The organism is Bacteroides propionicifaciens DSM 19291 = JCM 14649 (genome assembly GCF_000375405.1).
Classification (GTDB): domain Bacteria; phylum Bacteroidota; class Bacteroidia; order Bacteroidales; family Bacteroidaceae; genus Bacteroides_E; species Bacteroides_E propionicifaciens.
In genome coordinates, this window is sequence record NZ_AQWS01000015.1 from 25772 (window position 1) to 39166 (window position 13395).

At 39.4% G+C, this 13395-nt stretch carries 9 protein-coding genes and 1 tRNA gene; 3 read left to right on the top strand and 7 right to left on the bottom strand.

The window, feature by feature from the left end; translation table 11 throughout:
• Window positions 1–89: 89 nt before the first annotated feature.
• From metF to araJ, 5 genes are all read right to left on the bottom strand, one after another.
• Window positions 90–1046: a methylenetetrahydrofolate reductase [NAD(P)H] gene (gene metF / locus B091_RS0105975; protein WP_018109104.1), complete on the bottom strand. Its 957-nt coding sequence runs from the start codon at window positions 1044–1046 to the stop codon at window positions 90–92.
• A gap of 15 nt (window positions 1047–1061) precedes the next feature.
• On the bottom strand, window positions 1062–4748 hold the full coding sequence (gene metH, locus B091_RS0105980; RefSeq protein WP_018109105.1) for a methionine synthase: 3687 nt from the start codon (window positions 4746–4748) through the stop codon (window positions 1062–1064).
• 3 nt (window positions 4749–4751) lie between these two features.
• Window positions 4752–6026, bottom strand: coding sequence for an O-acetylhomoserine aminocarboxypropyltransferase/cysteine synthase family protein (locus B091_RS0105985; protein ID WP_018109106.1), 1275 nt, complete (start codon window positions 6024–6026; stop codon window positions 4752–4754).
• 253 nt (window positions 6027–6279) lie between these two features.
• Window positions 6280–6486, bottom strand: a complete 207-nt coding sequence (locus tag B091_RS0105990) for a YqaE/Pmp3 family membrane protein (RefSeq protein WP_018109107.1) — start codon at window positions 6484–6486, stop codon at window positions 6280–6282.
• A gap of 73 nt (window positions 6487–6559) precedes the next feature.
• Window positions 6560–7711, bottom strand: coding sequence for an MFS transporter AraJ (gene araJ, locus B091_RS0105995; RefSeq protein ID WP_018109108.1), 1152 nt, complete (start codon window positions 7709–7711; stop codon window positions 6560–6562).
• Between the two features lie 280 nt (window positions 7712–7991).
• Between araJ and B091_RS0106000 the strand changes: the two genes are divergently transcribed.
• Window positions 7992–8570 carry a hypothetical protein gene (locus B091_RS0106000; RefSeq protein ID WP_018109109.1) on the top strand — a complete coding sequence of 193 codons (579 nt, stop codon included), beginning with the start codon at window positions 7992–7994 and terminating at the stop codon, window positions 8568–8570.
• Window positions 8571–8672: 102 nt separating this feature from the next.
• Here the strand turns inward: B091_RS0106000 and B091_RS0106005 are convergent.
• Window positions 8673–8750 (bottom strand) — tRNA-Pro (locus B091_RS0106005).
• Between the two features lie 107 nt (window positions 8751–8857).
• Window positions 8858–9928, bottom strand: coding sequence for a 3-dehydroquinate synthase (aroB, locus tag B091_RS0106010; protein ID WP_018109110.1), 1071 nt, complete (start codon window positions 9926–9928; stop codon window positions 8858–8860).
• 167 nt (window positions 9929–10095) lie between these two features.
• Here aroB and B091_RS0106015 point away from each other — a divergent pair, with 167 nt between their 5' ends.
• Together B091_RS0106015 and B091_RS0106020 are read left to right on the top strand one after the other, a co-directional pair.
• Window positions 10096–10476, top strand: a complete 381-nt coding sequence (locus tag B091_RS0106015) for a hypothetical protein (protein WP_018109111.1) — start codon at window positions 10096–10098, stop codon at window positions 10474–10476.
• Window positions 10477–10555: 79 nt separating this feature from the next.
• Entirely contained in the window at window positions 10556–13354 is a 2799-nt protein-coding gene (locus tag B091_RS0106020; protein WP_018109112.1) for a TonB-dependent receptor, read from the top strand.
• Window positions 13355–13395: the final 41 nt, after the last annotated feature.

Genomic DNA, 13395 nt, shown 5'->3' on the forward strand with positions numbered 1-13395 from the left:
ACAAAGTTAAGATAAATATAGGCATAATAAGAATGACCATCGTCTTAAGGCTCCAATTTATTGCTTATTAATCACGAAGGTCTTCCGTTTTAGAGCAAGGTATTGGCTAGTTTACAAACTGCTTTGTTATTTCCCATGGTGTAGTAGTGAATCAGATTGAAGCCTGCGTCCATTAGCTCTTTTGATTGGGTAATCATCCACTCTGTGCCAATCTCTCTGACTGCCTCTTTTGAGTCAGCCTTCACAACCTCATTGGCTAAGTCGAGTGGGATATCCACATGGAAACGTTGTGGAATGATATTGAGTTGACGTTTGGTTGCAAAGGGTTTTAACCCTGGAATTATCGGTACCGTGATACCCGCCTTTCGGCATTTATCCACAAAGTCGAAGAATTTCTGATTATCGTAAAAGAGTTGGGTTGTGATGTAGGATGCTCCATTGTCAACCTTCTCTTTGAGATAGGCAATGTCGGCCTCAAGGTTGGGTGACTCAAAATGTTTCTCTGGATAGCCTGCTACGCCTACGCAGAAATTAGTTTTAGTTTTATTTTCAAGGGTCTCATCAAGGTAGATTCCTTGATTTTGATTGTTGATTTGCTTTACAAGTTGCGAAGCATATTGGTGTCCCTCTTTCTTTGCATTGAAATAGATTTCACTCTTAACTGCATCGCCTCGAAGTGCTACGACATTGTTTATTCCCAAGAAATTAAGATCAATCAATAAGTTTTCGGTTTCCTCTTGTGTAAAACCTCCACAAAGTACGTGTGCTACGGTATCAACTTTAAATTTATTCTGAATAGCTGCACAAATCCCTACGGTTCCTGGGCGTTTGCGGATTATCCTTTTTTGCCAAAGTCCGTTATCTAGCTCTCTATATTCAAACTCCTCCCTATGGTAAGTAACATTAATAAAGGCTGGGTCAAACTCCATAATAGGGTTTAGGGAGTCGAATATTTCGTTGATATTGGCTCCCTTCAGTGGAGGAAGTATTTCAATAGAGAAAGCTGGTTTCCCGTTGAGTTGTGCTAAGTGCTCTGTAACTGTCATAATAATAGTTGTTGTTTATAATAAGGGTTTAAGCCATTGCTTAACCTGGTCAATGTTTTGATTTTTTCTCTCTGCATAGTCTTCCGCCTGATCTAGCCCAATTCTTCCAACTGAGAAGTATTTGCTTTGCGGGTGCGAAAAGTAGTATCCCGAAATCGATGAGGCTGGGTACATGGCAAAGCTTGAAGTTATGCGTACTCCAATTTTTTGTTCAATCTCCAAAAGTTCCCAAATTGTTTTCTTCTGTTGGTGGTCGGGGCACGCAGGATAACCTGGTGCAGGACGAATGCCTTGATACTCTTCAGCAATTAGCTGTTGATAACTTAAAGATTCAGGCTCAGCATATCCCCAAGCTTCTTTTCGAACATACCGGTGTAGGTATTCAGCATAAGCCTCTGCCAATCGATCGGAAAGTGAACTCAGTAGTAATGCCGTATAGTCGTCTCCCGATTTTTTGAAGCGCTGTACTTTTAAGTCAATACCCAATCCACTCGTTACACAGAAGAAGCCCATATAATCCGTCTTGCCGTTCTCTTTAGGTGCCACAAAATCGGAAAGGGCATAGTTGGGTAAACCGTTGTTTTTTGCCATTTGCTGACGAAGCGTATAGATTGTGGTCAACGGTTTTCCATCGGGGGCACATACTTCGATGTCATCGGTTCGAACCTGGTTGGCTCCGAATAATCCGTATATAGCTTTGGGTTGAAACCACGCTTCTTTTTTAGCTTGCTCTAACAAATCTACTGCGTCGTTGTATAATTGTGATGCTGATTCTCCGACTACTGGATCGGTCAGAATCTCAGGGAATTTGCCGTAAAGCTCCCAAGCATTAAAGAATGGGCTCCAATCGATATACGGAATGAGTTCACCAATTTCGACCTCTTTTGTATAGACACCCAACTCTCTAGGCCTAGTAGGTTGATAATTATCCCACTCGATGGCGAGCTTATTAACTCTGGCTTCTTGAATTGATAATAAGCTCTGTGTTTCTCTCTTGTTGAGGTACTTCTCTTTTGTCTGTTGATAATCGTCTTTTATCGACTGAATATACTCCTGAGAAGTTTCGGGTTGTAGTAAGTTGCTCACAACAGTAACTGCACGTGAAGCATCTTTGACCTGCACAACTGCCCCACTGTAATGCGGTGCTATCTTTACTGCTGTATGTAGTTTGGTCGTTGTTGCACCACCCACCATTACGGGTATCTTACAGTCTATTTTTTCGAGTTCAGATACCACATGAATCATCTCGTCAAGTGAGGGTGTAATGAGTCCACTAAGACCGATAATATCTACTTTTTCACGAATGGCTGTTTCAATTATTTTTTCGGCAGGTACCATTACCCCTAAATCAATAATTTCGTAATTATTGCAAGCCAATACTACCGATACAATATTTTTACCTATATCGTGAACATCTCCTTTGACTGTAGCTAGTAATATCTTTGGAGAACTGCTGGATTTTTTAGTTGTTTTAGTCGATTCAATATAGGGTAGAAGATAGGCTACTGCCTGTTTCATTACACGTGCAGACTTCACTACTTGAGGAAGGAACATTTTACCTTCGCCAAATAAATTGCCGACAATACCCATGGCATGCATTAGATTAACCTCTATTACCTCTATGGGGTGATTTGCTGTCAATCGTGCCTCTTCAATGTCTTCTTCAATATGTGTGGAAACTCCCTTAACCAGTGCATAATCAAGTCGACTTTGTAGGTCAGTGGTTCTCCACTGCTCAATAACTTGAGCGTGCTCTTCTTTTATGTCTTTAATGCTATCTGCAAACTCTAATAGTTTCCCCGTAGCATCGTCGGTTCGATCGAAAAGTACATCTTCAATTCGGGTTAAAAGTTCTGGCTCAATTTCATCGTAAACCGTCAGTAAACTTGGATTAACAATTCCCATGCTTAAGCCGTGTTTGATTCCGTGATACAGAAAAGCTGAATGCATCGCTTCACGAATGGGGTTATTGCCTCTAAATGAAAACGATACATTGCTGATGCCACCACTAATATTAGCTAGCGGAAGGTTCTCTTTAATCCATTTTGAGCCTAAGAAGAAATCGAGTGCATTTCGACGATGTTCCTCCATTCCTGTTGCTACAGGAAATACATTGGGGTCGAAGATGATATCTTGTGCTGGGAAACCTACTTGTTCGGTTAGTATATTATACGAACGACTACAGATTTCGATACGTCGCTCCAAATTATCGGCTTGTCCATTTTCATCAAATGCCATTACAATAACTGCTGCACCATATCTCTTGATTAATTTGGCATGGTGGATAAACTCGGCTTCTCCCGATTTTAAACTGATTGAGTTGACAACACCTTTACCCTGCAGGCATTGCAGTCCTGCTTCGATAACCTCCCATTTAGAACTGTCAATCATAATGGGAACTTTGGCTATTTCGGGTTCAGAGGCAATTAGGTTTAAGAAGGTTTTCATCTCTTGGGTACCGTCGAGTAACCCCTCATCCATATTGATATCAATGATTTGAGCACCTCCTTCAACTTGCTCTCTGGCTATAGCTAGAGCCTGTTCATAACTTTGCTCTTTGATGAGTCTTAAAAACTTCTTTGAGCCTGTTACGTTGGTGCGTTCACCCACGTTGACAAAGGCAATATTCTCGTTGTACTTGAAAGGTTCTAAACCAGAAAGCTCCAAAACCCGAGGTTTTGTTTTTTCTATGTAAGTCGACTTTGTTTGGTCTGCTTGACTTGCTAACTCACTTATTACTCGGATATGATCGGGAGTAGTTCCACAACATCCACCCACAATCCGTATCGCAGGGTTTTGTAGTAACGACTGAATTTCCTGACCCATGATTTGTGGGGTTTGATCGTAGTAGCCAAACTCGTTGGGTAATCCCGCATTTGGGTGGATAGAGATGGGATAGGGGCTAACTCGTTCTAGCTCTAAGGCATAGGTTTTGAGTTGCTTTGCTCCCCATCCACAATTTAACCCAATGCTTAACAGAGGAGTATGTGAGATTGAAGTTATAAAAGCTTCTAGGGTTTGTCCCGATAGAATACGCCCCGAAGCATCGGTGATCGTACCCGAAACCATAATCGGAATTTGAAGATTCCACTCTTGGCTCAATTGATCGATTGCAAAGAGTGCAGCTTTAGCGTTTAGTGTATCGAAGATGGTTTCGATCATTAGCAAGTCGGCACCTCCTTTTATGAGTGCTTCTGCTTGCTGCTTATATGCAGTTCGTAGTTCTTCAAAACTAATCGCACGATAACCTGGACGATTAACGTCGGGCGAAAGACTCGCTGTTTTATTGGTCGGACCTAGTACTCCTGCTACAAATCGAGGTTTGTCTGGTGTTAAAGCACTAAATTTTTTAGCAGCTTTTTTGGCCAGTTGTGCCGATTGGAAATTAAGTTTCTCAACCTCTTGGCTTAAACCATAATCAGCTTGAGCTATTGTGGTCGAAGAGAACGTATTTGTTTCAATAATATCGGCACCAGCTTCCAAATAAGCTTCATGAATTTGAGTAATGATGTCGGGACGTGTAAGTGAAAGAACGTCATAATTACCCTTTAGTAGGATTTTAGAGTCGGCAAATAGCTCGCCTCTAAAATCCTGCTCAACTAGGTTATGGGCTTGAATCATTGTCCCCATAGCTCCGTCGAGTACTAGTGTTTTGTTTTGGATTAACTCCCTTAGTAGTGTATAGTTTTCAGATGGAATCATAGTTTATAATGTATAGAAGACTGTTCTTAAGTCGTTTTTTAAGTCCCCAATGTTTTCTAGTCCCACAGAAAGACGAATCAAATCGGGCGTTACACCTGTTGATAACTGCTCCTGCGGTGATAGCTGTTCATGAGTGGTTGAGGCTGGATGAATTATCAACGATTTCGAGTCTCCAATATTGGCCAATAGAGCAAACAATTTGGTTGAGCCTACTACTTTTTTTGCGGCATCGTATCCACCTTTTAGTCCGAAGGTTACTACACCACTTTGTCCGTTGGGTAGGTATTTTTGTGCCAACTCATAATAGGCATTGCCCTCTAGCCCCGGATAGTTTACCCAAGCCACTTCGGGTTGTTCTTGCAACCACTTAGCTAGTAATAAAGCATTTTGAGAATGTTTCTCTATACGTAGGGGTAATGTTTCAAGTCCTTGTATGATTTGGAATGCATTGAATGGGCTGAGTGCTGCACCCAAATCTCTAAGTCCTTCGATACGGATTTTTGCAATAAAGGCTGCATTACCAAGTGCCTCATGATAAACTAATCCATGATAACCAGCAGAAGGTGTGGTGAATTCGGGGAATTTACCATTGCCCCAGTTGTAAGTTCCTGCATCGATGATTGCTCCACCTAGTGAAGTTCCGTTGCCCGAAATATATTTTGTAAGCGAGTGGATAACAATATTTGCTCCGTAAGTGATAGGGTTGAGTAAGAATGGAGTTGCTACGGTGTTATCGACAATAAAAGGAATATCGGCTTCGTTCGAAATTCGTCCAATCTCTTCGAGTTCTACTACGTCTAGTTTAGGGTTACCCAAGCTCTCCACAAAAATAGCACGTGTGTTAGGTTGAATTGCATTTTTGAAGTTCTGAGGATCTTTCGGGTCAACAAAAGTTGTTTCGATATTAAATCGTCTTAAGGTGACATTGAGTAGGTTGTATGTACCCCCGTATAAGCTGTTCGAAGAGATAATATGGTCACCTGGTTTGAGTAGAGTTAACAGTGTGGTAGAGATAGCCGAAGCTCCAGATGCTGTAACTACTGCTCCAATTCCACCTTCGAGTGCTGCTAAACGTTGTTCTAATACATCGTTGGTTGGGTTGTTAAGACGTGTGTAGATGTAGGTCGGGATTGAAAGATTAAAAGCACCAGCAGCGTGATCAGCATCGTTGAACACGTACGAAGTAGTTTGATAAATTGGCACAGCTTGGCTTCCTTGTGTGTTTTTACTGTCGTGACCTTGGTGTAATGCTTTGGTTTCAAAATTTAAATTGCTCATAACGTTTTGTTTTATTGGGTTTAATTATTGGGTACAAAAAAAGGAGCCCTTGCTTTCGCAAGAACTCCTTAATCCGTATCTTAAATTTATTTCTGTCAGTTATTTAAGTTTGGGGAATAGGCAAGCCTTGCGAAGAGTAATCTCCACATCATCATGATAGCTTGCATATTTTGGTTCTTAAATCCCATAACTTTAATTCTTTATTTTGGCAATATAAGGCTTATTTTTTAAAAACAAGAGACCGATAAATATTTTAATTTGTTTTTTGACGGTTAAGTTCTCTAACCAGTCTTTCCACATCTGCTCTATTTCTGGCTTGTACTCGCGATGATACGGCCCAAATAGCAGCTGGCAACCACCCAATCAGGGTTATTTGTAGTATGAGGCAGAGTAGACCTGCAAATATTTTTCCTCTCATAAAAAAAGAGAGCCAAGGAACTAGTATTGCAATGAGTAGCATAGTAATATTGTGTTTATTTTTAGCGAAGATATAACTTCTCTGTAATATAACTTCCAGTTTTATTTGAATTTAATTAAGATTTAGTTCCAGCATAATGTTTCCGAAATGTAGTTAAAGCCAGAAATCCTATCAGGGCTAATGGGATTCCAAACAAGGCTGTGTATTCGTAGCTATATCCCAAACCAATACTCGTACCACCTAGGTAAGCACCTAGAGCGTTGCCTAAGTTAAATGCGATTTGGACACTCGCTGCCCCAAGTAATTCGCCTCCTTTTGAAAACTTAATGAGTAGGATTTGCTGAGGGCTTGAGAGTGCAAAGAGAGCCGATGTTGAGAGGAACAATAAAATTACGGCTATCCACGGTTGAGATACGAAGAGAAATAATCCTATTAAGATAAAAACAACCATCCCTTGTACGCAAAGAGCTACTTTTCTTGGGGTGTAGATATCCGATAGTCGTCCACTAATTAAGTTGCCTATTACCATACCTAACCCTGCAAGAATCATAATATAGGTCATTGAGCTGGCCGAAAATCCGGCGACATTTGTAAAGAGTGGGGTAACATAGCTATACCAACAGAAGATACTACCGTTACCTACCATGGTTGCCAAAATCAAAAGCCATGGAGCAGGCGATTTCAGGAAAGCAAACTGCCCCTTAATCCCTGTGTCGGGTAGACTGTTGACGTGTGGTAGCCATTTCCAAATGCTGTAGAATACCCAAATGCCCCAAATAGCAACAAAAAAGAAGATAATTCGCCATGAAAAATGAAGGCTTAAGAGTGTGCCTAGTGGCACTCCAATAAGGTTAGCAACAGTCATGCCAGCAATCATTATGGCAACTGCTAGTGACTTTTTACCTTCGGGTGCAAGGCTAGAGGCCACAATAGATCCGACTCCAAAATAGGCTCCATGAGGCAAGCCAGAGAAAAAACGGGCAATTAATAACGTTTCGTAATTGGGTGCGAAAGTAGCTGCTATATTTCCCACTACCATAATAGACACCAATGCAAGTAGAATATGTTTGAGTGGGTTTTTTCTTGCTAAAATAAGGATAGGAGCTCCAAAACATACTCCCAATGCATAGGCTGAGATGAGGTTCCCTGCAGTATTTATGTCGATATTGAAGTTAGTAGCGACATCCGTAAGGATTCCCATCATTACAAATTCTGTAATTCCCAACCCTAAAGTCCCAAAAGCTAAGGCTAATAACCCCTTGTTCATAACTCAATTCATTTTTTTAGATTTTGCAAAAGTACAAACTTCGACTGAATAACAATAGCTTAGAAGCCCTTTAATTGGCCTAATTCAAGAAGTCCTTGATCTATGTTAAAACCAAAGGGTGGTTTAGGACAAATGAGTAAGTCGTTTGGTTAGTGGGAGTAAGGAGGAAAGTTTAGTGTTTATATTATGATTCATAGTGTTACTTTGTTTATATTTAATGCTGTTTGTTGCTTGTTTTTCTTAAAGTAAGCTCATAGTAATATATACAAAAATAAAGATTATGAAAAAAACGCTATTATTTGCACTAGCAATACTCATTCCATTAATTGGATATGCACAAAGAGACAGTATCGGAGTATATTATGAAACAGATTTAGGGCTTAAGAAAATAGAACCTATACGCTACACTAAAACTAAAGTCAATACACTTGGGTCAGCATTTAGTATGGGTATAGCTAGTACATCAATTAGAAAAATATATCCTGGTGCAACATCGTCTAATGTTGTAAGTAATACACCTGTGTTTTACTTTTATTATCAGGATGAAGTCAAGTTGAGCCAAGAAATAAAATATTATATGTTCTACGCATCCGATACCCCTAGTGATATTATTTTGGCTAAGTTTAAAAAGAAGAAAAAGACAAGAGAACTCTCAGTTGGTAAAATTAATGCTTATTCAGGGATGACTATGGGAACTGCAGATGATGTAGATGCTGCGGTTGAATTTGAGGAAGTTCGTGATGGAGTTTACAAAGTATATTTTGATAAACCTATAGCTAATGGAGAATATTGTTTTTTATTTAATAGTCCCGATGGAGAGGGGGCATACATGTATGTATTCGATTTCACTGTTAGCTGAATAAATTATCTGTGATCTATACCTGTGTAGAGAAGCGGAAAGCTAAGAATTATATATTAACAAAAACGGCAGGTAGAAACTAATCTAACTGCCGTTTTTGTATGGTCGGGGTGACTGGATTCGAACCAGCGACCTCGCGCCCCCCAGACGCGCACTCTAACCGGGCTGAGCCACACCCCGCTATACTTTCGTATTGCGATTGCGAAATTAATGCATTTAATAATGAATAACAAACTATGATTGACAAATAATTTCTTTTGCTAAGTAAGCTATTCATTACAAGTATATTATATCCCCATGAAGTCTCTGTAGAAGTCGAAGCTCTCAAAAATAAGTTCCTTTTCGACTACCTCATCAAGCGAAACCTCACCTCTGCTTTTGAGTAGTGGCATATTGATGATACCTTCACCTTTCGTATTCTTTTTGTCGTGCAATATATACTCATAAAGCTGTTCGTACTCCTTGCACTCAATAAAGAAGGCTCCGTATCGGGATTTTATTAAGTCGATGATTGGCTTTAGTTCCTCACGTGGGAAACCACATTGTTTATGTGCTATATAAAGCTCGCAGATTAAGCCCCACGCTATTGCATAACCATGTAATATTGGACGGTCGGTATGTAGGGCATGGCTCTCAAAAGCATGACCTATTGTATGACCTAAGTTTAAGATTTTTCGTAATCCTTTTTCGTGAGGGTCTTGTGTTACATAGAACTCTTTAACCGCAATTGACTCTTCGACCAGCATAGCCAGAGTTTCATAATCAATAGGAGCATCGAAGCTAAAATTAATTAATTGGTCATAGTGTTCCACCTTATAGATAAGTCCGTGCTTTAGCATTTCGGCATAGCCTGATAAGTTGTTTTCTTTATCCAAGCTCTTTAAAAACTGCATGTCAATAAGAACAGCATCGGCATCGTAAAATGCACCCACTTCGTTCTTTAAACCATTGAAGTTGATGCCCGTCTTGCCACCTAGTGAAGCATCTACCATGGATAACAAGGTTGTTGGGATATTAATACAATGCATTCCTCTCTTAAAGGTCGCTGCACCAAAAGCACCTAAGTCCGAAATCATCCCTCCTCCAATATTAATCAGCAAAGATCTTCTCGAAGCTCCCTGTGAGCTAAGATTCTTCCATACGAACATTAGCGACTGAATTGTCTTATTATTATCGCCCGAGGGGATTGTACTGATATTCGCTTCTTGCAGAAGTGGGTGATCTTGTATGGCAGGCAAACAGTGCTTGTATGTATTCGTATCGGTAAGAATAAAAATCTTATCAGGATTGATTCTTTCGATTTGACGAGTTAAATCTTCTCGAAGATTGGTAGTTATAATTAGAGATTGACGTTCCATGAGGTTTAAAATAATTCTTAGTAATATAACAAAGATATGTTTTACAGCTTTATTATTGAAATTATGCTTTGAAAATAAGAGTTTCCTCGGCATTAATCTTCTCTTCCCAGAGTTTTATATGGCCTTTTGCTATCTTTGTTAAGACTAACGACTTATAAACAGAATCTATGAGAGCTTTATTTCCATCCTATTGCAGAGCTTTGGGCTATTTAGTTTTAATCTTTGCTTTGTCATTTCCGTTACTCTTATTTTATCTAAATGTCTTAACAGACGATAACCTATTGTTGGTGAAGGTTTCAGTAAAGTTGGTTTTGATTTTTGGAGCGCTATTAATGCTTTTTGCCAAACGCAACAATAAAACCTCTATGAGTGTGTATAGAGAAAAATCAATTGTATTTGGTCTTATCCTTACAACTATTTATCTCTTTGCCGATATGTTTCTGCACATTATATCACAAGATTTGACTTATACTGACGGATCTTCCTTTCTTGTATTTTTGATCTTAAGCAATGCTTGTTTTGAGTATTTTACGATCTCTAAGCGATAAATAACAGAACATCTTTTAAACCTTTTAAGTTAATGCAAGTCTAATAGACAAACGTTACTAACTAGATATACCCTAATTTATGATTTCCATAAATAAAATTTTGCTCTTTGCGGCTTTCTTATCTCTGAGTTTCTCTGTTTTTGGTCAGTCGAGGAAATATGAAATCTACGGTCAAGTCATTGATGAAGAGTTTGATGAGATGGTTGAAGGTGCTACTGTGCAACTTTTGACTCTACCTGATAGTACCTTTGTTAAGGGAGTGATGACGGATTCCAACGGTAAGTTTTTCTTGCCTGGATTAAATGCCGCAAATTACTTAGTTAAGGTGTCTTATGTAGGGTATAAACCTTATACACAGTCGGTATCCAAGTCGACTTTAAAAGAAAAAACGAACTTGGGTAAGATAAAAATGAACTCTGATGCCATTCTCTTAGCTGGAGCAGAAGTTACTGCAGAAGCTCCGCAGGTTACAGTATCGGCAGATACATTGGTTTTTAACACCTCTGCATATCGTGTATCCCAAAATGCGATGCTTGAGGAGCTTGTTAAGAAATTACCAGGAGCACAGGTCGATGATGAGGGTAAAATCACTATTAATGGTCAAGAAATAACCAAAATTATGGTTGATGGTAAAGAGTTTTTTACCAAAGATCCCGATTTAGCGTTGAAAAACTTACCAGTTGATATTATTGACAATATTAAATCTTATAATAAAAAGAGTGACAAAACTCGAATTACAGGGATTGATGACGGAGAAGAAGAAACTGTTTTAGACCTAACCGTTAAGAAGGGTAAGAACCAAGGTTGGTTTGGTAATGCTGATATTGCAGCAGGTAATCACGACCGATATACTGCTAAGGGAATGCTTAATAGGTTTGTTGATGGAGACCAACTAACGGGAGTCTTTAACTTTAACAACGTACGTGATGCCTCTGTTGGAGGTGGACGTCGCTGGTATGGTGGTGGAGGAATGGAGGATACAAAGTCGGGAGGTATTAACTTTAGTCTTACACGAAAGAAAGTTGAGCTTGGTGGAAGTGTTGATTTTAGAGACTCTGAGCGCGACACACAGTCACAAACTACTGCAGAGACCTTTCTCCAAAGTGGATCGTCTTATTCGAAGGGCTATTCTAACGACATAAATCGTGATAAACGGTTTAGCTCTAATTTTCGTGTGGAGTGGAAGCCCGACTCAATGACGAATATTATGTTTCTTCCATGGGTTAATTATTCTAAGACTAAGCGTCATGGTGATGGAGAGACACTAACTGGAGATATTGACAATTTTGAGCATTGGGAGCAAATGCTTCAAGACGGTCAGGCTATAAACAAAAGTACAACCTACTCGAACAGTAAAGGTGATAACCTGGGTTTTGGTACCAATATGCTTGTCAATAGAAGGCTTAGCGATAAAGGAAGAAATATAGGTGTAAACTTAAACTTCTCTTATGGAGATATCAAGACCGATGGAAACGACTATTCGCTGATTGAATATTATAAGACAGATAAGCGTAATGAACGTGATCTCTTGACTAAAAACACTAATGATAACTACAGTTATAAGGTTGAAGTTAATTATTCGGAACCTATATTTACACAGCGTTTTTTACAATTCTCTTATAGCTATAATAAGACTTATAATAAGTCAGATCGTAGGAGTTACCGGCTGGAGAACTATCTCGAGGGTGATGATATTACTGACTACTTTGATCCTGACTTGAGTAAACTTGCTCGCAACTATTACGACAACCATGAGGTTAGCTTGAAGTTTAATACGGTTCGTGAGAAGTATAACTATAATATTGGTTTCACTCTTCAACCTCAAAAAAACAGACTTCAGTACGATCAGTCTAAAAAGCTAATTGATACAGTGCGTACGGTAGTCAACTTTACTCCAACCTTTAATTTGAAGTATCAGTTTCACAAGCAAAGTTTCTTGAGGGTTATATATCGAGGTAATACACAGCAACCCAGTATGCTCGACCTGATTCCGATTAAAGACGTTACGAATCCTCTGAATATTCGTGAGGGTAATCCTGGTTTAAAACCCGGTTACGTCAATTACTTTATGGCTTTTTACAATACCTATTTCTCTAAGTCTCAACGTAGTATTTCTGCTCACGCTTATTTTAGAAACACGATGAATAGCGTGAGTACAATGGTAGTTTATGATCCCGAAACTGGGGGGAAAACAACTCGTCCCGAAAACATTAACGGCAACTGGAGTGCAGGTGGTTCATTTAACTTTACCACACCATTTAAAAACAAAAAGTTTACTTTTGCTACGAACTCTCGACTTAACTACAATAATATTGTTGGTTATATGTCGCTTGATCCTAAGAGTGAAGCCGAAAAGAACAGCACGCGAAACCTGAGGCTTAATCAAAACTTGAATTTGAACTTCCGTAACGATTGGTTCGAAATGGGGCTTAATCCTGGTGTGCGATATTCTAAAATATCCAATACAATGCAATCGCAAAGTGATAGGGAGACATTTGACTACAATTTTATGGTTAACTCTAACATCAAAATCCCTTGGGATCTTAGCTTTTCGACCGATGCAACTTATGCTATCAAGTCGGGATATAGTCAGGGTTTAGACCGTAACGAGTTAATCTGGAACATAGAGCTTTCTAAGAACTTCTTAAAGAGTAAACAGGCAACGATTAGTGTACAAATGTTCGATATTTTGAAACAACGTAGTAACCTTTCTCGTTCTATATCGGCTAGTATGCGTCAAGACACGGAGTACAACGAAATTACCAACTTCTTTATGGTGCACTTTATCTACAAACTCAACACCTTTGGAGGGGGAAAGCAGCCAAACGAGGGAGGTCGACCTGGTAGAGGGGGTCCCAGAAGAGTACGACACTACTGATCAGAGGTATAATATCTGTTAACTTATAGTTGTTTCAGTCG